A 25278-nucleotide genomic window follows, 5' to 3' on the forward strand; every position below is an offset into this window, starting at 1 on the left:
ACAGGGGGCCGTCTTGCGTCTGCCGCACGGGCGCCCCTATGCTGAGTTTGTGCCGCAACTAAACAAACTGCGGACGGCGCTACCGGGGGGACCTGGCGGAGACACCGCCCCACCCTCGTCGGCCCGACTCCGTACCGCCCTGACCGTGTTCTTCGCCCTCGACGGCTTCCTCTTCGCCGGCTGGGTGGTCCGCATCCCGGCCATCAAGCAGCAGACAGGCGCCACCGCCTCCACCCTCGGGCTCGCCCTGCTGGGCGTCTCCGCCGGCGCCGTGATCACCATGATGCTCACGGGCAGGCTGTGCCGGCGCTACGGAAGTCACGTCGTCACCGTGGTCTGCGGCGTCCTGCTCCCCCTGAGCATCGCGCTGCCCGCCCGGACCCACTCCCCGCTCACCCTCGGGCTCGTCCTGCTGGTGTTCGGCGCCGCGTACGGCGGCATGAACGTGGCGATGAACAGCGCCGCGGTCGATCTGGTCTCCGCCCTCCGCCGCCCCGTGATGCCGAGCTTCCACGCCGCGTTCAGCCTCGGCGGCATGATCGGCGCCGGACTCGGCGGACTGGTCGCGGGAGGCCTCTCCGTCGCCGCGCATCTGACGGTGCTCACCTGCGTGGGGCTGGCGGTCACCGCGGCGGCGGGACCGACGCTGCTGCGGCACAGGAACGCCGCGGTGCCTCCCGCTCCCAGCGGTCCGGCCACGCCTTCCGCCCCGCGGCGGATGACCGCGCGGGCCCGCCGGATCGTGCTCCTCTTCGGAGTGATCGCGCTCTGCACCGCGTACGGCGAAGGCGCGCTGGCCGACTGGGGCGCCCTGCACCTGGAGCAGGATCTGCAGGCAGCGCCCGGCGCCGCCGCCGCCGGATACTCCCTGTTCGCCCTGACGATGACCATCGGCCGGCTCACCGGCACAGCGCTGCTGGAACGCCTCGGCCAGACCCGGACGCTCGTCCTGGGCGGTGCGACGGCCGCGGCGGGCATGCTGCTCGGAGCGCTCGCACCGACCGCCTGGCTCGCCCTGCTCGGCTTCGCCGTCACCGGTCTCGGACTGGCCAACATCTTCCCCGTCGCGGTCGGCCGCGCCGGAGAGCTCGCCGGTCCGAGCGGGGTGGCCGCCGCGTCGACGCTCGGCTACGGCGGAATGCTGCTGGGCCCGCCCGCCATCGGCTTCCTGGCCGACTGGTTCTCCCTGCCGGTGGCCCTGACGACGGTGGCGCTCCTGGCCGCGGCCGCGGCGGCGCTGGGGTACGGCGCACGCAACGCGGCGCACGCGTAGGGGCAGGCCGGGCACCACGGTCCGCACGGCTGGCAGAATCGCGACATGGAGATCGCCGAGCACATCAAGTCACTGGCCGACCAGGGCCGTTCACTGGCGGCTGCGGCCGAGGGGGCCGGACCCGGCGCACCGGTGCCGACCTGCCCCGGCTGGGAGGTGCGCCATCTGCTCCGCCACACCGGCATGGTGCACCGCTGGGCGACCGCGTTCGTGGCCGAGGGCCACACGGCGTACCACCCGGACGGCGGTGAACCCGATCTGGACGGGGCCGAGTTGCTCGCCTGGTTCCGCGAGGGACACGGCCGGCTGGTCGATACGCTGGAGGGCGCGCCCGCCGGTCTCGACTGCTGGACCTTTCTGCCCGCGCCGTCCCCCCTGGCGTTCTGGGCGCGACGCCAGGCCCACGAGACGACGGTTCACCGGGTGGACGCCGAGTCGGCACTCGGCGGTCCGCTCTCCCCCGTACCGGAAGCCCTCGCGCTGGACGGGATCGACGAACTGCTCACCGGTTTCCACGCCCGGCCGAAGAGCCGGGTGCGGACGGACACACCGTGCACACTGCGGGTGCGCGTCACGGACGCGGACGCGGCGTGGACCGTACGCCTGTCGGCCGAGCCCGCGCAGGCGACGCGCGGCGGGAACATCTCCGGACCGGAGCCCGTCGACTGCGAGTTGAGCGGTCCGGCCGAGCAGTTGTACCTCGCGCTCTGGAACCGCCTGCCGATGTCGGCGGTCACGCTCACCGGCGACCACGGACCGGCACGGCTGTGGGCCGAGAAGTCCGGGATCACCTGGTCGTGAGGTCCGGCGGGCGCCTCTCGGGCGCCCGTCACCCCGCCTTCAGCCCTGCGGCCCGTTCAGCATGCGCGAGAGCACCGCGCGTTGCAGCGGCCGGACCTCGGCGTGCACGGCCCGCCCCTTGTCCGTGAGCGTGACGCGCACGCCACGGCGGTCCTCGCTGCACATCCCCCGGCAGACCAGCCCGTCCTTCTCCAGCCGTGCGATGAGGCGCGAGAGCGCGCTCTGGCTGAGATGGACCCGGGAGGCGATCTCCTGTACGCGGTAGGCGGCGCCGCCGTCCTCTGCAGCGCCCTCCGCGAGGACGTCCAGCACCTCGAAGTCACTGGCGCCGAGGCCGTGCTGATGCAGCGCGCGGTCGAGCTCGCACAGGGTCCTCGCGTGCAGCGCGAGGATGTCGCGCCACTCGTCGACGAGTACCCGCTCGGACTTGTTCCCTGCCATAACCGCACGTTAGCAGAGAAGAAGCACTTTGTTGCACAGTCATTAAATGCACTTGCATTCAATGCATGTGCATGTACCGTCTTCGCATGACCTCTCCGCTCAACGTCCCCGATTCGCAAGAGCGTTGGAGCCCGCGTCTCTGGGGCACCCTCATCGTGCTCTGCGCCGCGATGTTCCTGGACGCACTCGACGTCTCCATGGTCGGCGTCGCGCTCCCGTCCATCGCCGGTGATCTCGGCCTCGGCACCTCAAGTCTTCAGTGGATCGTCAGCGGCTACATCCTCGGCTACGGAGGGCTCGTCCTTCTCGGTGGCCGCGCCGCCGACCTGCTCGGCAGGCGCCGCGTCTTCCTGATCGCCCTGGCCGTGTTCGCCCTCGCCTCGCTCCTCGGCGGACTCGTCGATTCGGGTCCGCTGCTCATCGCCAGCCGCTTCATCAAGGGGCTGAGCGCCGCGTTCACCGCCCCGGCCGGCCTCTCGATCATCACCACGACCTTCAAGGAGGGCCCGCAGCGCAACCGCGCCCTGTCCATCTACACCACCTGCGCGGCCACCGGCTTCTCCATGGGCCTCGTACTGTCCGGCCTGCTCACCCAGCTCTCCTGGCGCTGGACGATGCTGCTGCCCGCGCCCATCGCGCTGCTGGCGCTGGTGGCCGGTCTGAAGCTGATCCCGCACAGCGCCCACGACCGCACCACCCGTGGCTACGACCTGCCGGGCGCCGTCACCGGCACGGCCTCCATGCTGCTGCTCGTCTTCACCGTCATACAGGCCCCCGAGGTGGGCTGGACCTCCGCCCGCACCCTGTTGTCCTTCCTCGCCGTGGTCGCCCTGCTCACCGCCTTCGTCCTGATCGAGCGGCGCACCGCGAATCCGCTGATCCGGCTCGGGGTGCTGCGCTCCGGCAGCCAGATCAGGGCGCAGCTGGGTGCGGCGGCCTTCTTCGGCAGTTATGTCGGCTTCCAGTTCCTGGTCACCCAGTACATGCAGTCGCTGCTCGGCTGGTCGGCCCTGCAGACCGCGCTCGCCTTCCTGCCCGCGGGCGTGCTGGTAGCCCTCTCCTCGACCAAGATCGGCGCCGTGGTGGACAGGTTCGGCACACCGCGCCTGATCGCGGCCGGGTTCGCGTTCCTGGTCGTCGGCTACGCGCTGTTCCTGCGTATCAGCCTCACCCCGTCGTACGCCGCGGTCATCCTGCCCTCGATGCTGCTGATCGGCGCGGCGTGCGCGGTGGCCTTCCCCTCGCTCAACATCCAGGCCACCAACGGCGTCGACGACAACGAGCAGGGCATGGTCTCCGGACTGCTCAACACCTCCTTCCAGGTGGGCGGCGCCATCTTCCTGGCCGTCGTGACGGCATCGATCACCGCGGACGGCAGCGGCGACGGATCGCCGCAGGCGGTACTCGACAGCTTCCGGCCGGGCCTGGCCGTGGTGACCGTGATCGCGTTCGCCGGACTGCTGATCACCCTGACGGGACTGCGGCGCAAGCGTCCCGCGCAGCACACGGTGCTCGTCGCCTCGTCCGAGGGGGACCGGGCCACGGCAGCCGCCGGGGCGGTCCCGGCAGCCGGTGCCGGGGCGCGGAAGGTGACGGTCCGGGACTGACGTACGGGAGGGGTGGTGGCCGGCGGGGTGTTCTTGCCACCGGCCACCACCCCTGTGACACTTCGGACATGGGACGACGCAGCCAGGAAGAGCGCGACGCCATCACCGTCGAGATCGGTTACGCCCTGGTGAGCGCGTCCTTCGTCGCGGCGGCCGGATTCGCCGGCATCGTCGCCCCGGCCCTGCTCCTCGATCTGTCCCGCACCGCCGACCGCGTCCTGGGCATGGTCGGCGGCACGGTCGCGGCGCTCGCCTTCGTCGCCCGCGTCGTCCATGTCCTGTGGCGATTCCCGGGCGGTCGCTCCTCCGACGCGCGCCCGCTGCCTCGGGAATCTCCTCCTCAGCCGAGCCAGCCGGGCCGTACGAGCCCCGACTCATAGGCGAGGACGACGAGTTGGGCCCGGTCCCGGGCGCCGAGCTTCACCATCGTGCGGCTGACGTGGGTCTTCGCGGTCAGCGGGCTGACGACGAGCCTGCGGGCGATCTCCTCGTTGGAGAGTCCGATCCCGACCAGGGCCATCACTTCCCTTTCCCGTTCGGTGAGTTCGTCCAGCGTCTTCGCCTCGGCGGGCTCCTTGGAGCGGGCGGCGAACTCGGCGATCAGACGGCGCGTCACGCCGGGCGAGAGCAGCGCGTCCCCGCCGACCACCGCGCGTACCGCGCGCAGGAGTTCCTCCGGCTCGGTGTCCTTGACGAGGAAGCCGGAGGCCCCGGAGCGGATGGCCTCGAAGACGTACTCGTCGAGTTCGAAGGTGGTCAGCATGACCACCCTCACCTCGTTCAGTCCGGGGTCGTCGGTGATCGTGCGCGTCGCGGCGAGGCCGTCCAGACGCGGCATGCGGATATCCATCAGCACGGCGTCGGGCCGCAGTTCACGCACCAGACGCACAGCCTGCTCGCCGTCGGCGGCCTCCCCCACCACCTCGATGTCCGGCTGGGCGTCCAGCAGTGCGCGGAAGCCTGCCCTGACCAGCAGTTGATCGTCGGCAAGCAGTACGCGAATCACGGTGTCTCCTCTTCCTGCGGCGCCGCCGGTTCCTGCGCACCGGCCGGCAGCGGGAACTCCGCGCTCACCCGGAAGCCTCCTCCGGGCCGGGGCCCCGCCTCGATGGTGCCACCGAGCGCTGCCGCCCGCTCCCGCATTCCCACGAGCCCGTTGCCGCTGCCGCCCGCCTCGCCGCCGGTCGCGGGGCCTTCGTCGTCGATACGGAGCCGGACGCGCCCGGCGCCGTAACCGATCCGGACCTCGGCCGTACGCGAACCCGAGTGCCGCACCACGTTCGTGAGGGCCTCCTGCACGATGCGGAAGGCGGCGAGATCGGTGCCGGGCGGGACCGCGCCGCGTACCCCCTCGGTCTCGAGGGTGACCGACAGCCCTGCGCCCGACGCCTGTTCCACGAGTTCGGGCAGCCGGTCGAGTCCCGGGGCGGGGGCGCGGGGGGCGTCGCCCGGGGTCCGGAGGCTGGCGAGCACCTGGCGCACCTCGCCCAGGGCTTCCTTGCTGGCGGACTTGATGGTGGTGAGGGCGATGCGGGCCTGCTCCGGGTCGGAGTCGAGAAGCGCGAGGCCCACCCCTGCCTGGACGTTGATGACGGAGATGCTGTGGGCGAGGACGTCGTGGAGCTCCCGGGCCATCAGCAGCCGTTCCTCGTCGGCCCGCCGCTTCTCCGCCGCCGCCCGCTCCGCACGGGCCGCCGCCCACTGCTCACGGCGGACGCGCAGGAGCTCGGCGGCGGCGGCGACCGCGATCACCCAGGCGGCGACGACGGCCTCCTGGCCCCAGCCGGCCGCGGTGTCGCCGGACGGCGGCAGCCACCGGTAGAGCCAGTGGGTCAGAAGCAGATGTCCGGACCAGAGCACCCCGAGGGACCACCAGGCGGCCCGCCGGTGCCCGGAGACGATGGCGCTGAAGCACCCCACCGCGACGGCGACGAGGACGGGACCGTACGGATAGCCCGCCCCCAGATAGACGAGTGTCGTCGCCGAGGTACCGGCCACCGCGAGCACGGGGTGACGGTGGCGGAACAGGAGCACCGCGACGGCGACGAACAGCAGCACCCGCGCGAAGACGTCCAGCGGCTGACGGTCCTGGGACTCCGCCGCGAAGGTCGTACCCGCCATGACGAAGGCAAGGAGCGCCACGGTCGACGGCCACGGCAGTCCGGCGCCCCGCCCGAACGCCCCGGACAGCCATCGCGGCAGCCCCCCGTGCTCCCACGGGCCGGCGGATCCCCGGTGGGGACCGTCACTTCTGTGCGATCGCTGCTCGTCCATGGCGGCCACGCTAGACGGGCGGGGACCCGGCGGGCGTCAGCCGGGCGAGGTGACCGGCCGTACTCCCTGTGGAGTAGCCGGCGCGGTCATGCCGACCGCGCGGGCCAGATCGCCCACGGCCTGCCGGAACATCGGCTCCCTGGCCTCGACGATCCGGTTGAACTGTCCGAAGACCTCGAAGGAGATCAGGCCGAAGAGCTGCGCCCAGGCGGCGACGAGCGCGACCACGACGGCGGGCGGCAGGTCGGGGGCGAGATCGGCCGCCATCCGGGCGGCGTCGGAACTCAGTTCCTCCGACAGCGGCGGAACCGCGAGACCAGCGGTGCGGTAGGCGTCGCGGACGAGATCGATGAGGACGAGTCCCACGCGGGAGGCGGGGCCGACGGTGTCCTGCGGGGCGACGTAGCCGGGGACCGGCGAGCCATAGATCAGGGCGTATTCGTGGGGGTGGGCGATGGCCCAGTCCCGCACGGCGCAGGCGACCGCGGTCCAGCGTTCCCGATGCCGGTCCCGGCCCCGGTCCGCGTCCCGCCGTCGGTCCGCGTCCCGCCGTCGGTCCCCCTCCCGATGCCGACCGACGGCGGCGTCCCTGGCGGCTTCCGCCGTCTCGCCCACCGCGTCGTAGGCGTCGACGATGAGCGCCGTGAGCAGCTCGTCGCGGCTGGGGAAGTAGCGATAGAGAGCGGAGGAGACCATGCCCAGCTCGCGGGCGACCGCGCGCAGGGACAGTTTCGCGGCACCGTCCGCCGCGAGCTGCTTCCGCGCCTCGTCCTTGATGGCGGCGGTCACTTCGATACGGGCACGCTCCCTGGCCCCTCTGATCTTGCTCATGCCTTCCACTGTGCCACGAGAACAGAGCACCGGCCACTATCGAGAGCACTGCTCTTGCTTTTGCACACCGATCTCGTACACACTGATCTCAAGCGAGAGCACCGCTCTCCAAAACGCCGGAGGTTCCCCATGTCGCAGCCGTACTACCTTCAGGGAAGCCCCTTCGCCATCCGGATGAACAGCATCATCGGCTGGCTCGCCCGGCACGGTGTCAGTCTGCTCGGCACGGCGGAGATGTCGGTGCGCGGCCGGAAGAGCGGGCAGATGCAGCGCATCCCCGTGAACCCCCACGTCCACGAGGGCGCGCAGTACCTGGTCTCGGCACGCGGCCACTCCCAGTGGGTGCGCAACATGCGGGCCGCGGGCGGCGGCGAGCTGCGGGTGGGCCGCAGGACCCGGACCTTCACCGCCGTGGAGATCGCGGACGACGAGCAGAAGGTGCTCATCGTCCGCGCCTACCTGGAGCGATGGGGATGGGAGGTCAACCAGTACTTCAAGGGCATCACCGCGAAGTCGACCGACGCGGAGCTCCTCGCCGCCTGCCCCGACCACCCCGTCTTCCGGATCACCGTCCAGGGGTGACCGCGATGCCCCGCCGGGAAGGTCCCGGCTCCGGCCATATGCGCCGGACAGGCCCTAGGGCTTGTCCATCGCCGACAGGGCCCGCTGTGCCAGCGGATGCGTACGGACCAGCTCGGCGAGCGAGGTCGTCCCCCGGGTCACTCCCGCGAACGCCGTCCAGGCCGGCCGGAAGCCCGTCAGCACGGCGTGCAGGACCCCGGGGCGACGCTCGAACAGCTTGAGCATGCGACGGCCGACGCTCATCTCGACGCCCAGCCCCGCCTTGATGGCGAACGCGTAGTTGAGGGCCTGACGCCGGGCGTCCACCGCGTCGTGCGACTCCGCGATCCGGACAGCCCACTCCCCCGCGAGGCGACCGGAGCGCAGGGCGAACGAGATTCCCTCCCGGGTCCACGGCTCCAGCAGTCCCGCCGCGTCGCCGCAGACCAGCACCCGGCCGCGCGAGAGCGGCGAGTCGTCGCTGCGGCAGCGGGTGAGGTGACCGGAGGTGATCTTCGGCTCGAAGCCGGCGAGACCCAGCCGGGCGATGAAGTCCTCCAGATACCGCTTGGTACCCGCGCCGTCGCCCCGCGCCGAGATCACGCCGACCGTCAGGGTGTCGCCCTTGGGGAACACCCACCCGTAACTCCCGGGCATCGGGCCCCAGTCGATGAGCACCCGCCCCGCCCAGTCCTCCGCGACCGTCTCCGGAACCGGGATCTCCGCCTCCAGTCCGAGGTCCACCTGGTCGAGCTTGACCCCGACATGCGCTCCTATACGGCCCGCACTGCCGTCGGCACCGACGACCGACCGGGCCAGCACGGTCTCGCCGCCGGTCAGCACCACCGCGACCGTACGCCGGTCCGGCACCGCGGAGCCGTGCTGCTCCACGCGCACCACCGCCACCCCGGTGCGCAGTTCGGCGCCCGCCTTCTGCGCGTGCTCCACCAGGCCCGCATCGAACTCGGGGCGGTTGATCAGCCCGAAGAGCATGCGCCGGGACCGGCGGGTGCGGGCGAACTTCCCGTTGAGCGAGAAGGTGACGGCGTGGATCCGGTCCCGCAGAGGCAGTTCGAAGCCAGGGGGAAGGGAGTCGCGCGAATATCCGATGATGCCGCCACCGCACGTCTTGTACCGGGGCAGGTCAGCCTTCTCCAGCAGCAGCACCCGCCGGCCGGCGACGGCCGCCGCGTATGCCGCGGAGGCTCCGGCCGGGCCCGCGCCGACTACGACCACGTCCCATACCGACTCCGGTACCGACGGCTCTTCGTGCTCACGTCCGGCGTCTGCGTTCTCGCTGCTCACGATGTGCTTCTGCTCCCGATCCGACCTGTGGCCCCAGCTGCTCACGGCATCCTACGGCGCGTTTCGGCCGGACCCCCCTGTGGGAGGATCGGCCATCCTTTGTCGTACATTCGACGCCGCACCCACAGCGTCACCCACGATGCGAACACCACCGCGCCGTAGATACAACGTCGCACCCACGAGGAGCGTGCCCATGACCGCCCGTCCGATTTCCGAGACCGTCGCCTCGCTGATGCCCCGCGCCAAGACGGAGCTGGCCGAGCTGGTGGCTTTCAGGTCGGTGGCGGATCCCGCGCAGTTCCCGAAGAGCGAGTGCGAGGGGGCCGCCCGTTGGGTCGCCGACGCGCTGCGCGCCGAGGACTTCCAGGATGTCGCCCTGCTCGACACGCCTGACGGCACCCAGTCGGTCTACGGGTTCCTGCCCGGGCCCGCCGGTGCCCCCACCGTGCTGCTCTACGCGCACTACGACGTACAGCCGCCGCTCGACGAGTCAGCCTGGCTCTCCCCGCCGTTCGAGCTGACCGAGCGCGACGGCAGGTGGTTCGGCCGCGGTGCCGCCGACTGCAAGGGCGGCTTCATCATGCATCTGCTCGCACTGCGCGCCCTCAAGGCGAACGGCGGCGTCCCGGTCTCCGTCAAGGTGATCGCGGAGGGCTCGGAGGAGCAGGGCACCGGCGGTCTCGAGCGGTACGCGGAGGCACACCCGGAGCTGCTCGCCGCCGACACGATCGTCATCGGTGACACCGGGAACTTCCGGGTCGGTCTGCCCACGGTCACCGCGACCCTGCGCGGTATGACGATGCTGCGGGTGACGCTCGACACCCTCGAAGGGAACCTGCACTCGGGGCAGTTCGGCGGCGCGGCCCCCGACGCGCTGGCCGCGATGATCCAGCTGCTGGCCTCGCTGCGCGCGGCGGACGGCACGACCACGGTCGACGGCCTCGCCACGCAGGCGGAGTGGGACGGGCTGCAGTACCCGGAGGCCGAGTTCCGCAAGGACGCGAGGGTACTCGACGGTGTGGAGCTGATCGGTACGGGCACGGTCGCGGACCGCATCTGGGCGCGGCCGGCCGTCACTGTCATCGGCATCGACTGCCCGCCCGTCGTGGGAGCCACGCCGTCGCTCCAGGCGAGCGCGCGGGCGCAGATCAGCCTGCGCGTCCCGCCGGGCCACGACGCCGCGGAGGCGACGAAGCTGCTGACCGCACATCTGGAGTCGCACACCCCGTGGGGTGCGCGGGTCTCGGTGGAACAGGTCGGCCAGGGCCAGCCGTTCCGCGCCGACATCACCAGTCCCGCGTACACGTCGATGGCGGATGCCATGCGCGTCGCGTACCCGGGCGAGGAGATGCAGTCCTCCGGCATGGGCGGCTCGATCCCGCTGTGCAACACCCTCGCGGGCCTGTACCCGGACGCGGAGATCCTGCTGATCGGTCTGAGCGAGCCCGAGGCGCAGATCCACGCGGTGAACGAGAGCGTGTCGCCCGAGGAGCTGGAGCGGCTCTCGGTCACCGAGGCGCTGTTCCTGCGGAACTACGCGGAGTCGAAGAAGGCCTGACCCGACTGCGGGCACGTAGGGCTGCCCGAAGTCGCCAGGAGCAGAATTCCATGCGGCGGACCTGCGCGGATGCGTACGTTCGCCGCATGGATCTCGTACAGGTGCTCCCTCAGCTGCACATGTTCCGGTTCCGGATCGGCCAGGCGTATCTCTGGCGGGACGGCGCGGACCTGACCCTGATCGACGCGGGCGACATCGACTCGGCGCCCGCCATCGAGAACGCGGTGCGCGGTCTCGGCCTGGACCCGGCGGGGATCGGCCGGATCGTCATCACCCACGGCCACCGCGACCACTACGGCGCCGCCCAGGAACTCGCCGACCGGTACGGCGCCGACATCCTGGCCCACGCCCTCGACGCCCCGGTGATCCGGGGCGAGGAGCAGGTGCCCGACCCCGTACTCCTCGACTGGGAACGCCCGTTGTACGAGCACGGGCTGACCGTCCCCCCGGCTCCGCCCACCCGGGTCGACCACGAACTCACGGACGGCGACGAGCTGCCGTTCGGCGGGGGCGCCCGGATCGTCCACTCCCCCGGTCACACCCCTGGCTCCATCGGCGTCCATCTGGCGCGCCACGGCGTGCTGTTCACCGGCGACTGCGTGGCCGGCGTGGGTCAGGTGATGCTGGGCGTGTTCAACATCGACCGTGCGCAGGCCCTGGCCTCGTTCCGGCGGCTGGCCGCGCTGGCCCCGTCCACCGTCTGCTTCGGCCACGGCGACCCGCTCACCGCCGACGCGCCGGAGGTCCTGCGGGCAGCCGCCGACCGGGACCCGGCGGTGTGACGAGCCGGACCGCGCTCATGGGGTGACCGGTGCCTGTCATCCCACCGGTACCCCGGCCTCCAGATTGAGCACCGTCGACCGCTCGCGGGCCCTCAGCGCCCACCGCAGCCGTTCGTAGCGCGTGGGCGGCAGCATCGACGCCGCCTCCTCCTCGGTGACGAACCGCCAGTCCCGCAACTCGTCCCCGGGCAGCCGGAGCCGACCGGCGTCCTCGCGGCGCAGCAGCCCTCCGTCGAAGAGGAAGCGCAGCCCGCCGTAGCCGGGCGGCCGGGGCGACTCCCAGTCGACGACCAGGAGCTTCGGCACGGTGTCCAGGTGCAGCCCGATCTCTTCGGCGACCTCCCGGATTCCGGCCTGTGCCGGTGCCTCGCCCGCCTCCACGACTCCGCCGGGGAATTCCCAGCCGGGTTTGTACGTGGGGTCGACGAGCAGGACCCGGTCCTGTTCGTCGAAGAACAGGACCCCGGCGGCGACGGTCTCCGAGGTGGGTTCCGGTGTCTGCACGATCCCGCACTCCTCGGCCGCCCCGGTGCGTACGGCCGCGGCTATGCGCTCGGCCGTCTCGGGCGGGGTGAGGGCGCTGTTGTCGATCGTGTGGGCGTCGGCGGTGATCCAGCCGAGGGCCGCCCGGTAGGGCTCGATGTGGTCCAGGGCCCACCCCTGCGCGCGTTCGCCGGGCCCGGAGTTGCCGGCGGATTCCTCCCGGCCCGCGATGCGCGCACGCAGGATCGTTTCCTCTGGTGAGAGCAGCACATGACATACGGGAATCCGCCGGGCGGCGAGTCCCCCGAAGATCTCGTCGCGGTACTCCTGCCGCAGCAGTGTCATCGGCACGACGAGCACCCCGGTCAGCTCGTCGAGGAGCGCGGCAGCCGTGTCCACCACCAGACGGCGCCAGATCGGCAGGTCCTGGAAGTCGGTCACCTCGGCGAGCTTCTTCTGCGGCAGAAGGTGGCTCAGCCCCACGCCGGTCAGTTCGGGGTCGTACAAGGTGCTGTTCGGGATCAGATCGATCAGTTCGCACGCGGCGCTCGTCTTGCCCGCGCCGAACGCACCGTTGATCCAAACAACAATCACTAGTACTCCAGGGTGGAAAGGCCGCTGGACAGCGGCGGAGTGGATTTCGCGGGATCGTCTGGGAGACGGATGGAAAAGGCAGTGTCCACAGCCCGGCTCCCACCACTTCCTTCTCCCACACCTCCTGGAAATACCCAACTATCCGCTCCTCGATTGCGAGCGTCACCTCGCTGTACGTACCCTCCACACCAGGCAGTTCATGCCCCATGCGCCCCTCCCTGCGACGCGCGGGATATGGCCCGGCTCGCCTAAGTGAGTGTCTTCGATCCCTGAGCTGGGTCGTTCGGTGGAGCCCGTTCCTGCCCGCAGCTCCATGGCGCTTCGCGGGGTCTGGGATGATCGTGCGGTGAGTGATACGAGGGGTCTGGCCGCGGAGGCCGTTGAGTCACACGTCCGGGCGTTCTTCGCGGGGCACTCCGTTGAGGCCATCGAGTTCGACCTCGGGCCGGAACGGCGCGAGGCCATGGCCGACCTGCGCGTTCTCGTTGTGGCGCCAGGCCCTCGCAGTGACAGCTGGGCCTATGTGACCGCCGGGTGGTGGGCCGAGATGAAGAAGGACGGGCACGGGCTTGAGTTCGTCATGACCGCCCCCGCCCGTGACCAGCGGTTCATTGACCTCACGGCGATGATTGCCTACTACCACTGCGGAGGTCATCAGCTCGACTTGGAACACAGCATGCCGATCGGCGAACCGTGGGTGCCGGGTTCGGCCTGCGACCACCTGCTGGTCAGCCTGCCGTATCTCCACGGGCCCGATCTTGAGCACTGTCCGCTGTCTGAGGGACACGTCAGGATCCTGTGGACCCTTCCGGTGACGGCTGCCGAGATCGAGTTCCGCAGGAGCCAAGGTCACGAGGCGTTGGAGCAACGTCTCGACGACGCAGGGATCATTCCCACCGACCCTTTCAGGGCATCCGTCGTTTGAGGCGCCGACGGGTCGTCGCCCATGGTGGCGGCCGGAGTCAGGTGCAGGGCTTCTTGCCCCAGCGGTCGGTTCGGGGCTTGCCGCCGCGGGTGATCCGCCGGGTCATCAAGGTGAAGAGTGACCAGGTCAGATGGGCCTCGGAGTGCTGCGGGAGGCGTTCGTAGTCCCTCACGTTGCGGCGGGCCTTCATCAGCCAGCCGATCGTCCTCTCGACTTTCCAGCGGCGAGGCAGGATGACGAAGCCCTTCGCGCCGCGGGGCCGGCAGACGGTCCGCAGGGTCAGGTCGAGGAAGTCGTCGGACCAGTTGACGAGCTGGCCGGCGTAGGCGGAGTCGGCCCAGACCTGGGTCAGCTGGGGCTGAGTGAGACGCAGACGCCAGAGCAGCTCGCGGGCGGCGTCCCGGTCGGTGACGTCGGCCAGGGTGACCATGATCATCATGGGGAAGCCGACGGTGTCGACCGCGATATGTCGCTTGCGGCCATTGATCTTCTTCCCCGCGTCGAAGCCGCGGGTGGCTTTCGAGACGGTCTCGGCGCCTTTGACGGTCCGGGAGTCCAGGATCATCGTGACCGGGTGTGGGCATCGCCCCAGGTCAGTGAGGAGATGACGCCTGAGCTGATCGCGGATGAAGGAGACGACACCGTGTCTGGCCCAGCGGGCGAAGAACCCGTAGACGGTTTCCCAGGGAGGGAAATCCGAGGGCAGAGCCCGCCATTTCGCGCCGTTGTCGACGATGTAGCGGATCGCATCGACGATCTCGCGCCGCGGCCACTTCTCCGGCCGCCCGCCGGCCTTGGTCTGGCAGGCCGGGACGGGCAGCAGTCTCTCGATCAGGGCCCACTCCGCGGCCGTGGTGTCGGACGGGTAGCGGCGGCGGCGTGTCGATGACGGCATGAGCGGGCCCCGAGGTCGTCGAACGAAGGGCTATTTCGTGAGCTGGGCCAGGGTCGCGCGGACGCCGATCAGCTGGGCGGCCGCCAGCTGGGCCCACTCGTCGTCCGGGTAGCGGGCCAGATGGGGGTCGAGGGTGCCGGTGATCACACGGGGCAGCCGGCCCAGGATCTGCTTGAACTGCTTCTTCTCGTAGTCGCTCCAGCCCGCCGGGTCATCGGAGAACAGGTAGCCGTCCCGGATTCCCCAGATGATCGGAGTCAGGCCCTGCGAGCCGGCGATGTCCCGAAGGTGCCTGATCCCCCAGGCGACCTGCGAACGCGACAACCGTGTCGCGGCGACCAGCTGCTTCGTCGTCAGCCCGGCGGGCCGGGCCTCGATCAGCGAGACACGGACCAGGTCCGCGTAGTACTCGCCCAGGGGCTGGGCGAAGCGACGGCCCACGCCCTCACTCGCCGCCCGAAAGCAGCTTGGCCAGCTACTCGTCCAGGGTGAACACACCGGCCTCGATCGCGGCCTCCAGCCAGTCCGCCACGGCCCTCACCTTCGCGATCGACTGGCGGACCGTCTCGCGCTCGTCGTCGGTGAACTCCTGGCCCCGAAGACGGGGAACCACCCGGCCCAGCGTGGCGACGTACTGATGCCCGGAGCCGACCAGGTCAAGGAACTCGTCGGCGGCGTGGGGTCAGAACCGCGCACCTGGACCGGACTCAGCGTGTCCGCAGATCCCGGGCGACGTGCGGATCAGCAGTGCCAGCAGTAAAGCTTGGGACCGATGTCCTCGCCGGTACGCGTGGCGAGGCGGGCGACGTCTTGGACGACCTTAAGCAACTCGTCGTCGGACAGGTACGTCTCGCCGTCGGACCTGAGCATCCGGGTCCAGTGCGCAGCCAGTCCGCGCAAGGTGGTGGGGTCGGCGGCGGCAAGCAGCCCGACCGTATTCTCCGGGACGGCGAACACCCCGACGCCGTCATTGCAGATGGGCTCGACGTAGACGGGCCGGTCGTTCCTGCGGCGGAACCGGTCGAGGAACGATGCTTTGCGGGACGGTGCTCCGAGGAACACCTCCCACTCCATGACCGCATCGTCGGGGTCGAAGGACTGGGACGCCGACGAGGCGAGTTCCGGCCCCGGCCCCATCAAGTACGTCGCGGCGGCGGTGTCGGCGTCAGGAGCCAGGAAGAACACGATGTCGGCGGCCATGAGCCGATTCTGCCCGGAGCACAGCGCTGAACGACAGCCCGGAACGACAGGGCATGGGTGGACGGCCGGCAGCCCCTCTCGTGGTCATACGGCTCGGCCGGACTCTCGCTGAAGGGCCAGGAACGAAAGCAACCGCACCGAGCCCTCCACCCGCCGCCTCCTCCTCCACTGTGACGTCCTACGATGCGTCAGTCCTCCGGTGGATCCGGATCATCGTGCGGCAAGGGAAGTCCATGCGCCTGTCCAGCTACATCAGCAAGGCCACCATGGGCACTGCGGCGATACTCCTCCTCACCGGGTGCACTGGGGAACAGGGCGCGGGCCGGGCCGTGGAGCGAGCCGCGGAGAGGCCTGCCTCCTGGACGGACCTGCCGGTGCGGACCGGCGCACAGGACGTCGTCCACACGGACACCGACCACCGGTCGTACGAGGTCAGGATCACGGTCAAGAGCCTGGTCCGGGGCTCGGAGGAGGACATGCTGGGGGCGCGCGCGGACGAAGAGCTGAAGGGCACGGTCCCCCACTACCTCAGCTTCAAGGTCACCAACACCGGTCGGAAGAAGATCCCCGCTGCCTACATGGTGGACAGCAATTTCGCCCTCAACGGCACCGACTGGGCGCGCGGGGAGAAGGTCTACATCAGCGGCGGCAGGCCGGGCGGGGTCGACCTGCCTTGCGCGGACACCGCGCCGAAGACGCTGGCGCCCGGCGACTCGTACAACACCTGCGTGACCTACGCGCTGCCCGCAGGCGTCGGCGTGCTGTCGCTGACCCACAACCCCGACGGCTACCTCGACGAGGGCGGCGCGCTCGCCTCCTGGCCCGTCGAGGGCAGCCTCAAGGCGGCGTCCGCCGAGCTGGCGGAGCCGGGCGACATCATCCCCGTCCAGTGGGACGCCCGCGAAGACGGCGTCCTCAAACTGCCCGCCACGCTGGTGTCCGTACGCCGGGGCAGCGCAGCCGACCTCGCGGGTCTGGACCCCGACCTCAACGAGAACGAGCGGCGCGGCATCCCGTACTACGTGTCGGTCACCTACACCAACACCGGCCCGAAAGACCTATACACCAACCAAGCCGACCACGTCCGCCTGCTCACCGAGAGCGGTCGGCAGATACGGGGGAAGACCCCCTTGGACCTCGACACGAAGATCCCCGACTGTCCATCCGACTGGGTCGCCCGGATGATCCCGCCGGGCGACAGCGTGACGGAGTGCAGCATCCACCTGATGACGGACGAGAATGACAAGCCGTTCGCGGTGGGTTTCGCGGAGGCGGGCCGGCCCGGACTCGTGGCCTGGCGGGCCCCCCTCCACTGAGGCGACCGCGTCAGCCGGCCGACCTGCCGCCCGTCTCCGCGAGCCGCCACACCGGACGCCGTCTGACCGCATGCCGCCCGGTGGAACGGAGCATGAGCCAAGGGGGCATGTGATCCCCAGTGCCTGACGCGCGTCGGCAGCCGGCTGGCCCGTCGTCAGGCTGTCCGCCGCCAAGCCGGTGGCCGCAGAGGGCCTGCAAAGAGCGTCAGGCCGGCACCATGGGCGGTGCTCGGCCTGAGGCGGCGGAGGCCGCGGTCCAAGGCGACAGCCTCGCCACCCTTCCAGTACGGAGGCACACCCGACGCCGGCACACTCCTGGGCGCCGCTGCCTGGCCACACATCCTGTACGCACTCGGCAGCGGAGGCTGACAGACGGGCCTCTTGGCCAATCTGACACCGGGCGGTCCGGGCTCGACGGCCCACCGACCTAACGGGGCGGGCCGTCTCCTGGACTGACGTCACCTCTCGGGCTCTGGCTCAGCTTGTGTGATCCGAACAGTGTGAGTGATGAATGAACTCCCTGTGAGTCCTCGGAAGTTGCCTCAAAACGAGCAGTGACGCGAGCGAGACGGACCGCAGCGGCCGCTGGCGAGAAGGAATTCACCAACTGCGCGACACCCCTACCCACACTGGTCATCACAACCCTGCGTGATCGCTCCACAGAACCTGGGCCAGAGCCACTTCTCGCGAACATCCATGAGACCCCGCACCGCGCTGCTGCCCAAACGCCTGAACAAACGCTGCTGCCGAAAGTGAACGAAGCCATCCTGCCGTCGCTCCGGCGTTGGCAAAACTGTCCGGTCTGCACGCGAACAGCCTGGAATCGGGCCTGGTCCCACCCGTACGAGAGGAAGTTGTCTAAAAGTACGCCCCTCGCCGCATCCGGCGGGCCTGGACCGGAGGAATAGTGGAAATGACCCACACCGTGTTGCACGACCCGGAGAGCATCCTGGCGGAATCCATGCCGCTCGACCGCGAGATGCACCTGGCACTCTCCGCGGCCGTCCTCGCCTGGGAACCCGCTGAGGCGGGACTGCGTAGTGCCGACGTCGAGCAGATCAGCCTGCAACTCACCGGACACGCACGCTGCGTCGCCTCCGACCTCCGCAACGCTCTCGAGCACCTGCCCAAGGACAGCGAGCTGCGGCCGCTGACCGAGGTGGTACTCCGGGAGGCGGTGCGCCGGCTGTCTGCTCCCTCCCACAACAGCGTGCCGTACGCGCAGAACCGGGCGCGCCTGGTGCGGGCGCTGTATCGGGCGCTCGACCGCCTCGGCGCAGTACGGCCCACCGTGGCCACCTGATCCGACTGATCCGACTGGAGCCTTCCCCCCCGTTACCGTTTTGGTTGCCCCGCAACGGGACGCCCGGCCTTCGGAGTTGGCATGACTGTTCCCCCTGTCGATCGCATGTCTTGGGGGGGTGGTGTCACCGGCTCCGGAGGCATCGCCAGACCGCTGATTAGGGGCATGACCACCGGCTTCTTCGCAGGTCGGGAGGCTCTTCGTCATGTGGATGTGGCGATCGGAGCCGTGGGACGGCCGGGTGGGGACGACCGGAGGACGAACGTGATCGACACGAGTGGCATCGGCGCCTTCCTTGGCCTGGACGTCGGCAACGGCGAACATCACGCCACTGCCGTCACCCCGGGTGGGAAGAAGGCCCTTTTGTGAGGGCCGGAGCCCGCTTCGAACGTGGCGAGCTCCTCGAACGCCCCGAGACGCTTGCGGCATAAGGTCAGGCCACCATGACCGACTACGACACCTACGGCACCAGCACACACACCGCGAGTGAACTGGTCCGCCTCGTCACCGGCCACCTCGTTGTGGTCTTCACCGAGCGCGAAAGTGACTACCGGGGCGTCTACCACCTCGCCCAGGGCGCTTACGGACGCATCGAGATCCAGCCGAACGCCATCCCCGGCGATGACGGCCAGGACGACCTCTACACCCCGGAACGCCCGGCGGTCCGGGTCCTCTTGCTCACCAACACCCCGGCCCCAGAGCCCACCCTGCACACCCGCCTGGGCACCATCCAAGGTCTCGTGCACCTGGGCCGCGAATCATGGTGAGCCGCTGCTGACCCACAACTCTTGACAATTACTCCTCTTCGCCCGGCAGGCTGGTGTGCTGGCGCTCGGTGGCCTCGACGGCTTCCTCGGCCAGCTGCTCGGCGCGGTAGACCTTGCGGTTTCGCAGCCATGTTGCCAGCATCTTGCGGCCGATCCGGCGGAGGGCAGCGGGCGTCTGGTAACCGGTCAGCAAGATGAGCGAGCCGGTGTTGGTGAGGTCGAGCGCGCACTCCAGGCCAGGGATGATACCGGTGAGCTGGGCGCGGAGCCGGTTGACGGTGCTGGTGCGGTCGGCGACCAGGTCCATGCGCCGACCGGTGAGGATCTTGAGGTCGGTGACGGTCTCGTCGCCAGCCCGTAAGGGGTTGAAGGTCGCGGCGGATACGGGCCTGGTCAGCGATGACGGCTGCGTCCTTGGCGCCGGTCGTGCCTTCGCCGCGGTAGCCCTCGGACGCGCGGTGGATGGCCAGGCCGGAGGAGTAGAGGACCGGCTGGTCGTGGTTGAGGAGGATCGAGATGACCAGGGCGGCGCCGCCGTCGGCCAGGTCGATGCCCCAGGTCACCTCGTCGTCCAGGGCCATGACGGCGGCGAGGAGTTCGAGGAGTTCGGGTTCGTCGTTTACGACGCGGCGGGACAGCAGCCGACGGCCACTCTCGTCGATCGCGACGCAGTGGTGATGGTCTTTGCCTGCGTCGATGCCGGCCCAGATCGCGGCCATGTGGTGCCTCCGTGCGGTGGGTGCTGGTGCCTCCCGACGGACGACCTCGCTGTCGATTCCCTACGGAGCGATCATTCGCAATTCCTAATTGGGTGCGGATCCTTTGAAGGGAAGGGCGCGTGCTGAGTTGGGCCGTGGCTATGAAGCGTCGGCGTAGGCGAGATGGGTGCTGCAGACGGTGCAGCGGAAGAGCATGGCGCTTGCCCCCTGCCCGAGGTGGGTCAGGAAGTTCTCGAGCTGGGACGCGTCATGCCAACCACCCATCCGGAGGTCGAGTCGAAGCTGGTCGAGTGCCTCGGGGTGGGCTGCCAGCTCGGTGTATCCGACCTCACCGATGTAGGCGGCTGCGTCGTTGCAGTGGACAAGCCATTGCGGATCCTGCCAGGCGTGGAAACCGGGGGTGCGGCGGGTGACCTGGACCAGGGTCTCCTCGCTGACGCCGTCGAGCCCGTATGCGTCGGTGAATTCACCTTCGAATCGTTCAGCGGCACTGCCATCGGCGATGCACCAGGGGCAGAATCTCCCGCTGACATTTTGGGCCGTGTAGAACGTTGCCGTGTAGATCCATCCCGTGCTGCGGTTGCAGCAGGCGCAGGTCTCGGCGCTCTCGCGGACGGACTCGCTTGCGACGGGGTCGGGGTGGTAGCGGAAGTGGGGCAGGTTGGGACTCACTGGTGAGCCTGCCGTTGCATGGAGAGGTCCGCTTCGACGCCGGTGGCTTGTGTGTCGGCGGGCATGCCTGTGTACCTCATGGGTCGCAGTCTCTCTGCAAGCAGGCCCGTGATCAAGCGGTGAGGTTGAAGTCCTGCTGGTCGGGGGTGGGGTAGAGGCGCTCGTGCTCGCGGGCAGTGTGGAAGCGCCAGTAGGAGTCGAGGTCGCCGTTGGCGACGACTGGACGGAGCCGTAGGACGGCTTCGGCTCCGTCCAGACCCCAGCGGGCGCTGGTGACGTCGAGTCGATCAGATGACGGCAGGCGCCTTCGACCGCGCCAGTGGCCATCGGCCACCCCCTGTCGAGCGCGCAGACCTCCCCGCCAACCAGGCCGAAAGCAGCAGCCGGTCTCCCGGCCGGCCCCGAAACCCCGAGGCGTCGTCTGCTAGATCATGATGAACCCCCAGCACCTTGCAGCCGCCGACGCCGCCGCCGCGGAACTGAAGGAGATCCGTACGGCCTGCCCTCACCTCGACGCCACCGCACGGCACGTCCACGACTTCGCCGAAATGCTCCACCATCTCCAGGGAGACCAACTTCCCCACTGGATGGAGCGAGTCCTTGCTGATGACCTGCCAGCCCTCCACTCGCTGGCCAGAGAGCTGCGACGTGACTTCGACGCTGTCACTGCAGGACTCTCCACACCGTGGAGCTCAGGCCAGGTCGAGGGCCACGTCACCCGAGTCAAGCTCATCAAGCGCATGGCCTATGGACGAGCCAACCTCGACCTCCTACGCCAACGCGTACTCCTCGCCCCATGATCATGCGGCATCGGGAGATTTCCGACAGAGCCGAATGACGCGAAACGTCCACCACAACCTTCAGATGTGGGAAGTGAGGCCGGTGTCAGGGTCGTGGGAGATCAGCGTCGGTAGCCCCGGGGCATACCGGACGACCTCCGCGGTCAGCAGGGCCCGTCGTTGACTGGCCGTCGCAACCTCGACCAGGAACCGCAGCACGGCGGCCACCCCCGCACCGTCAAGTACGTGCTCGGGCCGGACGGAGAACTCAATCTCCTCCTCGTCGCAGGGCAGGGCGAAGAACCACACGGCGCCGAAGCGGGCCCGGAAGGCGAAGCTTGTCCCCTGGCCCTCCGGCTCGTCTGCCCAGGCGCGGAAGAGGTCGGCGAGGGCGGGATGCACGGGATCGAGCCGGGGGTAGGGGTGCTCCACCTCGGTCTCGTCGGCTACGGCACGCAGGCGTTCGAGGACCGCGATCCACTCGGCGCGGGTCGTGTCGAGGACCCGAATATCTCTCAGGCTGCCGTCGGGATGGAAAACATCGCACATCCACGGCTCGGGCAGGCACCGCGCGCGGGTACCGCGCTCACCGGCGTGGGCGTCCTCGTGCGTCAACTCGACCCGTCCCATCGTGTTGGCCACTCCCATGGCACCAAGGTAAGAGGTCGCCACGGTACAGAAGGACCTGTCCGGCCGATTCAGCGGTGGGTGATCCTATGTTCCAGGTCCTGCGACATCACAGGATCCACGACAGAGCCCGTTTTTCCCCACGACGAGTGGTTTGAGCGTCACGTTATTCGGCTCTGTCGGAGATCTTGTGACGCTGCCAGTTCGGGCACATGCCCTTTGGTACTCAACGGGCGGCAGCGTACGGCTGGGGGCTCAGTCCCTGTAGTAGGACCAGTGGGGGTCTTCCCAGCGGGCGGGACCGGTGAGGTCGAGCAGGCGTATCCGGTGGAGCAGTTGTTCCGGGACACCATGGGACCGGAGGCGGGCAGGGGCGTGCTCGACAAGCCAGGCGGTAAGTTCTGCGCGCATCATTTCTGCAGTGTCCACCCTGGCAGTCCAGGGCAGTTGGTCAATCAGGAGGTCATACTCCCAGTGTGCCGCCGCCTCGGCCAGGCGTTGGTCGGCAACGGGGTGGGTCAGTGCTTCCCAGGTGTTGAGCCACGGCGTGAGTGTGGCAGTTGCCTCGGCAGTCACGGCGAACACCTCGTGAGCAGACACAGCGGGGTCAGGATCGGTGAGAGTGTGGGCCCACCAGGCGTGGAGGAATTCCCACACTGCGTCAGCCTGCTCGGTGGGCCACTGCTGCCAGTCGCCGCGAGCGAATGAATGGCCGACCTTCTCCATACCGGAGAGGGGCTTCACGAGGCCGTTCACGAGTGCCGTGGCGAACTGAGGCAAGATCCGGCGCAGAACGGATGCGTGATCTTTCCAGTCGGAAGCCTGCCAGGTACGACGCAGAAGGTCTGCGTCCAGCTCCGCGCCCGACACCTTCAGCTGGGCGAGGTCTTCCGGGCTGCCCCAGTGACACACACAGTTGCTCTCGTCGGGCTGGGCGGTCATTCCGCGGAAGGTGACGGCCAGGCTGTCCAGCGTGGCATCGAGGCGAAGGCGTGTGGTCGTCTGGTCAACGTTTGTCACGGGTGTTCGCCTTTGAGGACTCCGGCAGGCTTTCGCCAGCCGAAGCTCGCTACGTTACCGGCTGAGCTCCGGTCGCAAACAAGTGGCATGCCTACGCCGTGGGGCAGGTCGCTGGCGGGCATCAAGGTACAGGGACGGCGTGGCTTTGTTGTCGAGAGCCAGCAACGTTTTTTGGTGGCACGTGGGAACAGTCTGTCGGTGACAGGAGACGTGTTGTCGAGTTCTGGAAACGCGCCGGTAATTGCCCGAAGCCCTTCTCGCCTGCTGGTCGACTCGGACCAGGTGGTGATGTGGTGGGCGAGATGCCGAGTGCCCGGGAGGCCCGGTAGGCACGGCATCCCGCCGTCGGCTGCTGGGCGAGCGTCCGCGCGTCCTCGTGCGGTGGTCCGTATGGCAGCTACTGGATGCTACTGAGGTGCGGATGTCCCGGGTCGGCGGGGCAGGCGAAGACGTTCAGCTTGCCCCAGCGGCCCACCGTGACCCCGGTGGGCTCGCCGCCCCGGCCGGCGGCCGGGTCCCGTTCCTCCAGAGGCATCCAGCTGCCGCTTCCGCCGTCCCACTCTGAGCTGGCGATGGTCAGCAGCAGTTCCATCTGGGCCGCGCAGGCCGGGCAGTCCGTGGCGGCGGCGTCGGTCAGGTTCCAGGATGCGTAGCCCCCGGCGCGCCAGCCGGGCGGGATGGACAGGTCGAACTGGTAGGTCGGCCAGTCCCATTCCTCCGCGTCCGCTTCCTCGGCCTCCTCTTCGAGGGCCTCTTCCCTGGCCTCGATCCGGGCGCACAGTTCTTCGGGCAGCAGCCCGGCGAAGGGGTACGTGACCACCTGCTCGGGGTGCAGCACGCACGGCTCGGGTACGTAACCCTCGAAGCCCACGACCTCCGGCACGGGCGGCTGCGCCATCGCCCTGACGACCTCCCACGACCGGCGCCAGCGCAGGTCCAGCAGCATGCCGGTCCGGTTCTCGCCGTGCGCGTCGAAAGGGCACCAGAACACCTGGAGCAGATCGCACTCCTCCGGCCCCGCGAGTAGGTCGGGCACGTCCCGGCGGTACAGCTGGGCCAGACCGATCATCGGGAGCGGATCCGTATCCCCGCCCTCCCCCGCCGCCCGGTGCCTGCGCCTGAGCTCCTCCAGAAGCCGCCCCTCCTCGTCCGTGGGGGCGGAGCCCGGGCCCCGGTCCCACGCGGCGGCCAAGACCTGCCGCTCCCGGTGGATGTCTGCGGGGCGCCGGCCGCGCCGGTGGGGGTGCGGATCGGTGCACACCGGCCACGGCTCGTCCGCCGGCCAGAGCATCGGCCCGCCCACGGAGCTCACTGACGCGTCGGGGCTGCCCGGCCGCGGGTGCAGCCGGGTGGTCGTGCCGCGGTGGGCGGCGAGCCCAGGGAAGAGCCCCTCGACGTCGAGCGGGCGCAGTGGCGTGGTCCTCGTCATGATCCCGAACCCTAAGGCCGTGCGATGCACAAACGGGGCCGAGGCCCGGGAGCTCAAAGCAAGGAGGCCCAGGGGTCGTCCGATGGTTCGGGCTCTTCGGGGTGGAGCATGCAGCGAATGCAGCGCCGGAGTCCCGGTTCACCGGATCCGGCGGCGGCGTTCATCCACGGCAGGGCGTCCATGGCGTGCGCGCGTTCGTCTGTGGCGAAAGTGTTGATGGTCTGGCGGAGGTCCTCGGGGGCGGGTTCGTCCGTGAGGCAGAGCCAGCCGATCGCCGCGGCCAGGCGGACTTCGGGGGCCTCTGTCCAGTCTTGCCACCGCTCACGGAGCCACCAGACGGTCGGCGGATGTGGGTGGGCCCGGGTGGTCTCCGCCGCGGCGAGGAGCAGGGCGGCACGGACTATGGCGTCATGCTCCGTTGCGAACCTGGTGGCGAGGTCGGTTCTTACCGTGTGGTCGGGGTCAGCGGCGGTGGCCAGAGCGTAGGCGGCGTCGATGCGGATGGTGGGGTCGGAGTCGTCGAGAAGGGGCAGGAGCACGGGCGCTTCGGCGGTGATCGCGGCTCGGGCGGCGGCCACCGACCAGCCTGCCGGGTAGCCGGTCACTTCGACGCCGTAGTCGTCGTAGTCGTCGGGGGCGTGACGCCGAGGATCGGTGCGGTGGAGCAGAAGTTCATCGCGGGAGGCGACGCCGAAGTGCCGGGCGCGGGCCGGGCTGGCGAGTACGCCGAGGGCGGCGGCACGGTGTGAGTGGTGGGCATCGGTGGCGATGGGGATCAGGAACGGTACGGTGAGGGCGACGGCGGCCCGGCTGTCGTTGGCACACAGGCCCCCCAGCACGCCCGTCGCGTGGCTTGCGGGGTCCTCGCCGGTGTGCAGCAAGTGAACGGCCTTCCGGGCATCGTCCCCGTGAGGGAAGTTCCCCCACGGAACGGCGTCGAGGAGCAACCCGCTGTGGGCCCCGGACTGGATGCCGGCCACGACCGCCCGCACATCGAACGCGCCTCCCGAGAACGAGGCCAGATCTGCTCCGTGCACCAGCGCCCGGCACATCTCGAACGTCGGATCGGTCCGCCAATCCCTCACACCACGCCCCCACCATCGAATCCCCAGAGAC

27 protein-coding genes and 3 pseudogenes are annotated in these 25278 nt (G+C 69.7%); 13 read left to right on the forward strand and 17 right to left on the reverse strand.

Going from position 1 to position 25278, the window contains the following annotated elements; translation table 11 throughout:
* The first annotated feature begins 49 nt into the window (after window positions 1–49).
* Window positions 50–1273 carry an MFS transporter gene (locus ACWGO0_RS04775; protein ID WP_453527968.1) on the forward strand — a complete coding sequence of 408 codons (1224 nt, stop codon included), beginning with the start codon at window positions 50–52 and terminating at the stop codon, window positions 1271–1273.
* Between the two features lie 45 nt (window positions 1274–1318).
* Window positions 1319–2074, forward strand: a complete 756-nt coding sequence (locus ACWGO0_RS04780; protein ID WP_453527971.1) for a maleylpyruvate isomerase family mycothiol-dependent enzyme — start codon at window positions 1319–1321, stop codon at window positions 2072–2074.
* Window positions 2075–2113: 39 nt separating this feature from the next.
* Here ACWGO0_RS04780 and ACWGO0_RS04785 read toward each other — a convergent pair whose 3' ends face one another.
* Window positions 2114–2515: a MarR family winged helix-turn-helix transcriptional regulator gene (locus ACWGO0_RS04785; protein WP_453527974.1), complete on the reverse strand. Its 402-nt coding sequence runs from the start codon at window positions 2513–2515 to the stop codon at window positions 2114–2116.
* Window positions 2516–2601: 86 nt separating this feature from the next.
* On the opposite strand from ACWGO0_RS04785, the gene ACWGO0_RS04790 reads away from it, so the two are divergent.
* Entirely contained in the window at window positions 2602–4122 is a 1521-nt protein-coding gene (locus tag ACWGO0_RS04790; RefSeq protein WP_453527977.1) for an MFS transporter, read from the forward strand.
* Window positions 4123–4190: 68 nt separating this feature from the next.
* Window positions 4191–4502 carry a DUF6332 family protein gene (locus ACWGO0_RS04795; RefSeq protein ID WP_453527980.1) on the forward strand — a complete coding sequence of 104 codons (312 nt, stop codon included), beginning with the start codon at window positions 4191–4193 and terminating at the stop codon, window positions 4500–4502.
* On the opposite strand, the gene ACWGO0_RS04800 is transcribed toward ACWGO0_RS04795, so the two are convergent.
* Genes ACWGO0_RS04800 through ACWGO0_RS04810 form a run of 3 tightly spaced genes read right to left on the reverse strand, consistent with a single transcriptional unit; the run spans window position 4463 to window position 7227 of the window.
* Complete coding sequence (locus ACWGO0_RS04800) at window positions 4463–5128, reverse strand: response regulator (protein WP_453527982.1); 666 nt, start codon at window positions 5126–5128, stop codon at window positions 4463–4465. The genes ACWGO0_RS04795 and ACWGO0_RS04800 overlap by 40 nt on opposite strands.
* Window positions 5125–6396, reverse strand: a complete 1272-nt coding sequence (locus ACWGO0_RS04805; RefSeq protein WP_453527985.1) for a sensor histidine kinase — start codon at window positions 6394–6396, stop codon at window positions 5125–5127. Before ACWGO0_RS04805 ends, ACWGO0_RS04800 begins: the two co-directional genes overlap by 4 nt.
* 36 nt (window positions 6397–6432) lie before the next feature.
* Window positions 6433–7227, reverse strand: coding sequence for a TetR/AcrR family transcriptional regulator (locus ACWGO0_RS04810; RefSeq protein WP_453527988.1), 795 nt, complete (start codon window positions 7225–7227; stop codon window positions 6433–6435).
* 129 nt (window positions 7228–7356) lie between these two features.
* Here ACWGO0_RS04810 and ACWGO0_RS04815 point away from each other — a divergent pair, with 129 nt between their 5' ends.
* Window positions 7357–7809, forward strand: coding sequence for a nitroreductase family deazaflavin-dependent oxidoreductase (locus ACWGO0_RS04815; RefSeq protein ID WP_453527991.1), 453 nt, complete (start codon window positions 7357–7359; stop codon window positions 7807–7809).
* A gap of 54 nt (window positions 7810–7863) precedes the next feature.
* Here ACWGO0_RS04815 and ACWGO0_RS04820 read toward each other — a convergent pair whose 3' ends face one another.
* Window positions 7864–9093, reverse strand: coding sequence for a geranylgeranyl reductase family protein (locus ACWGO0_RS04820; protein WP_453527994.1), 1230 nt, complete (start codon window positions 9091–9093; stop codon window positions 7864–7866).
* A 193-nt stretch (window positions 9094–9286) separates the two neighbouring features.
* Here ACWGO0_RS04820 and ACWGO0_RS04825 point away from each other — a divergent pair, with 193 nt between their 5' ends.
* Window positions 9287–10651 carry a M20/M25/M40 family metallo-hydrolase gene (locus ACWGO0_RS04825; protein ID WP_453527997.1) on the forward strand — a complete coding sequence of 455 codons (1365 nt, stop codon included), beginning with the start codon at window positions 9287–9289 and terminating at the stop codon, window positions 10649–10651.
* 86 nt (window positions 10652–10737) lie between these two features.
* Entirely contained in the window at window positions 10738–11433 is a 696-nt protein-coding gene (locus ACWGO0_RS04830; protein ID WP_453527999.1) for an MBL fold metallo-hydrolase, read from the forward strand.
* Window positions 11434–11469: 36 nt separating this feature from the next.
* On the opposite strand, the gene ACWGO0_RS04835 is transcribed toward ACWGO0_RS04830, so the two are convergent.
* Entirely contained in the window at window positions 11470–12507 is a 1038-nt protein-coding gene (locus ACWGO0_RS04835; protein WP_453528138.1) for an NUDIX domain-containing protein, read from the reverse strand.
* A gap of 259 nt (window positions 12508–12766) precedes the next feature.
* Here ACWGO0_RS04835 and ACWGO0_RS04840 point away from each other — a divergent pair, with 259 nt between their 5' ends.
* Window positions 12767–13435, forward strand: a complete 669-nt coding sequence (locus ACWGO0_RS04840) for a suppressor of fused domain protein (protein WP_453528002.1) — start codon at window positions 12767–12769, stop codon at window positions 13433–13435.
* Between the two features lie 37 nt (window positions 13436–13472).
* Here ACWGO0_RS04840 and ACWGO0_RS04845 read toward each other — a convergent pair whose 3' ends face one another.
* From ACWGO0_RS04845 to ACWGO0_RS04860, 4 genes and pseudogenes are all read right to left on the reverse strand, one after another.
* Window positions 13473–14330, reverse strand: a complete 858-nt coding sequence (locus tag ACWGO0_RS04845) for an IS5 family transposase (protein ID WP_453528005.1) — start codon at window positions 14328–14330, stop codon at window positions 13473–13475.
* 30 nt (window positions 14331–14360) lie between these two features.
* A complete protein-coding gene (locus tag ACWGO0_RS04850; protein ID WP_453528008.1) occupies window positions 14361–14771 on the reverse strand; it encodes a hypothetical protein in 411 nt (136 codons plus the stop codon).
* 34 nt (window positions 14772–14805) lie between these two features.
* Window positions 14806–14988, reverse strand: a pseudogene (locus ACWGO0_RS04855) (DUF6192 family protein); the annotation flags it as partial.
* A gap of 83 nt (window positions 14989–15071) precedes the next feature.
* The gene (locus ACWGO0_RS04860; RefSeq protein ID WP_453528011.1) at window positions 15072–15530 is read right to left on the reverse strand and encodes a hypothetical protein; all 459 of its coding nucleotides are present in this window, start codon (window positions 15528–15530) and stop codon (window positions 15072–15074) included.
* 233 nt (window positions 15531–15763) lie between these two features.
* On the opposite strand from ACWGO0_RS04860, the gene ACWGO0_RS04865 reads away from it, so the two are divergent.
* The 4 genes from ACWGO0_RS04865 (at window position 15764) to ACWGO0_RS04880 (ending at window position 18916) form a co-directional block, all read left to right on the forward strand.
* A complete protein-coding gene (locus ACWGO0_RS04865; RefSeq protein ID WP_453528014.1) occupies window positions 15764–16846 on the forward strand; it encodes a hypothetical protein in 1083 nt (360 codons plus the stop codon).
* 913 nt (window positions 16847–17759) lie between these two features.
* Window positions 17760–18149: a restriction endonuclease gene (locus ACWGO0_RS04870; RefSeq protein ID WP_453528017.1), complete on the forward strand. Its 390-nt coding sequence runs from the start codon at window positions 17760–17762 to the stop codon at window positions 18147–18149.
* Between the two features lie 165 nt (window positions 18150–18314).
* A complete protein-coding gene (locus ACWGO0_RS04875; protein ID WP_453528152.1) occupies window positions 18315–18518 on the forward strand; it encodes a hypothetical protein in 204 nt (67 codons plus the stop codon).
* Between the two features lie 74 nt (window positions 18519–18592).
* Window positions 18593–18916: a hypothetical protein gene (locus ACWGO0_RS04880; RefSeq protein WP_453528020.1), complete on the forward strand. Its 324-nt coding sequence runs from the start codon at window positions 18593–18595 to the stop codon at window positions 18914–18916.
* Window positions 18917–18950: 34 nt separating this feature from the next.
* Here ACWGO0_RS04880 and ACWGO0_RS04885 read toward each other — a convergent pair.
* From ACWGO0_RS04885 to ACWGO0_RS04895, 3 genes and pseudogenes are all read right to left on the reverse strand, one after another.
* Window positions 18951–19635: pseudogene (locus ACWGO0_RS04885) on the reverse strand (IS110 family transposase); the annotation flags it as partial.
* Window positions 19636–19773: 138 nt separating this feature from the next.
* On the reverse strand, window positions 19774–20307 hold the full coding sequence (locus ACWGO0_RS04890; RefSeq protein WP_453528022.1) for a CbrC family protein: 534 nt from the start codon (window positions 20305–20307) through the stop codon (window positions 19774–19776).
* A 112-nt stretch (window positions 20308–20419) separates the two neighbouring features.
* Window positions 20420–20655: pseudogene (locus ACWGO0_RS04895) on the reverse strand (ISKra4 family transposase); the annotation flags it as partial.
* A gap of 86 nt (window positions 20656–20741) precedes the next feature.
* On the opposite strand from ACWGO0_RS04895, the gene ACWGO0_RS04900 reads away from it, so the two are divergent.
* Entirely contained in the window at window positions 20742–21107 is a 366-nt protein-coding gene (locus ACWGO0_RS04900) for a transposase (RefSeq protein ID WP_453528141.1), read from the forward strand.
* Window positions 21108–21167: 60 nt separating this feature from the next.
* On the opposite strand, the gene ACWGO0_RS04905 is transcribed toward ACWGO0_RS04900, so the two are convergent.
* From ACWGO0_RS04905 to ACWGO0_RS04920, 4 genes are all read right to left on the reverse strand, one after another.
* Window positions 21168–21734 (reverse strand): hypothetical protein, encoded by a 567-nt coding sequence (locus ACWGO0_RS04905; protein ID WP_453528025.1) that lies wholly within the window; start codon window positions 21732–21734, stop codon window positions 21168–21170.
* A gap of 234 nt (window positions 21735–21968) precedes the next feature.
* Window positions 21969–22733, reverse strand: coding sequence for a hypothetical protein (locus tag ACWGO0_RS04910; protein ID WP_453528028.1), 765 nt, complete (start codon window positions 22731–22733; stop codon window positions 21969–21971).
* A gap of 397 nt (window positions 22734–23130) precedes the next feature.
* A complete protein-coding gene (locus tag ACWGO0_RS04915; RefSeq protein WP_453528031.1) occupies window positions 23131–24162 on the reverse strand; it encodes a hypothetical protein in 1032 nt (343 codons plus the stop codon).
* Between the two features lie 53 nt (window positions 24163–24215).
* A complete protein-coding gene (locus ACWGO0_RS04920) occupies window positions 24216–25247 on the reverse strand; it encodes a hypothetical protein (RefSeq protein ID WP_453528034.1) in 1032 nt (343 codons plus the stop codon).
* Between the last annotated feature and the right edge of the window lie 31 nt (window positions 25248–25278).

Source organism: Streptomyces sp. NPDC055749 (genome assembly GCF_053617235.1).

Excerpts from the sequence above, each read along its gene's own strand:
- ACWGO0_RS04780 (WP_453527971.1), top strand. The coding sequence starts at position 1,319 with ATGGAGATCGCCGAGCACATCAAGTCACTGGCCGACCAGGGCCGTTCA.
- ACWGO0_RS04785 (WP_453527974.1), bottom strand. The coding sequence starts at position 2,515 with ATGGCAGGGAACAAGTCCGAGCGGGTACTCGTCGACGAGTGGCGCGAC.
- ACWGO0_RS04790 (WP_453527977.1), top strand. The coding sequence starts at position 2,602 with ATGACCTCTCCGCTCAACGTCCCCGATTCGCAAGAGCGTTGGAGCCCG.
- ACWGO0_RS04795 (WP_453527980.1), top strand. The coding sequence starts at position 4,191 with ATGGGACGACGCAGCCAGGAAGAGCGCGACGCCATCACCGTCGAGATC.
- ACWGO0_RS04805 (WP_453527985.1), bottom strand. The coding sequence starts at position 6,396 with ATGGACGAGCAGCGATCGCACAGAAGTGACGGTCCCCACCGGGGATCC.
- ACWGO0_RS04810 (WP_453527988.1), bottom strand. The coding sequence starts at position 7,227 with ATGAGCAAGATCAGAGGGGCCAGGGAGCGTGCCCGTATCGAAGTGACC.
- ACWGO0_RS04815 (WP_453527991.1), top strand. The coding sequence starts at position 7,357 with ATGTCGCAGCCGTACTACCTTCAGGGAAGCCCCTTCGCCATCCGGATG.
- ACWGO0_RS04825 (WP_453527997.1), top strand. The coding sequence starts at position 9,287 with ATGACCGCCCGTCCGATTTCCGAGACCGTCGCCTCGCTGATGCCCCGC.
- ACWGO0_RS04830 (WP_453527999.1), top strand. The coding sequence starts at position 10,738 with ATGGATCTCGTACAGGTGCTCCCTCAGCTGCACATGTTCCGGTTCCGG.
- ACWGO0_RS04845 (WP_453528005.1), bottom strand. The coding sequence starts at position 14,330 with ATGCCGTCATCGACACGCCGCCGCCGCTACCCGTCCGACACCACGGCC.
- ACWGO0_RS04860 (WP_453528011.1), bottom strand. The coding sequence starts at position 15,530 with ATGGCCGCCGACATCGTGTTCTTCCTGGCTCCTGACGCCGACACCGCC.
- ACWGO0_RS04865 (WP_453528014.1), top strand. The coding sequence starts at position 15,764 with ATGCGCCTGTCCAGCTACATCAGCAAGGCCACCATGGGCACTGCGGCG.
- ACWGO0_RS04870 (WP_453528017.1), top strand. The coding sequence starts at position 17,760 with ATGACCCACACCGTGTTGCACGACCCGGAGAGCATCCTGGCGGAATCC.
- ACWGO0_RS04875 (WP_453528152.1), top strand. The coding sequence starts at position 18,315 with ATGACCACCGGCTTCTTCGCAGGTCGGGAGGCTCTTCGTCATGTGGAT.
- ACWGO0_RS04880 (WP_453528020.1), top strand. The coding sequence starts at position 18,593 with ATGACCGACTACGACACCTACGGCACCAGCACACACACCGCGAGTGAA.
- ACWGO0_RS04900 (WP_453528141.1), top strand. The coding sequence starts at position 20,742 with ATGAACCCCCAGCACCTTGCAGCCGCCGACGCCGCCGCCGCGGAACTG.
- ACWGO0_RS04905 (WP_453528025.1), bottom strand. The coding sequence starts at position 21,734 with ATGGGAGTGGCCAACACGATGGGACGGGTCGAGTTGACGCACGAGGAC.
- ACWGO0_RS04915 (WP_453528031.1), bottom strand. The coding sequence starts at position 24,162 with ATGACGAGGACCACGCCACTGCGCCCGCTCGACGTCGAGGGGCTCTTC.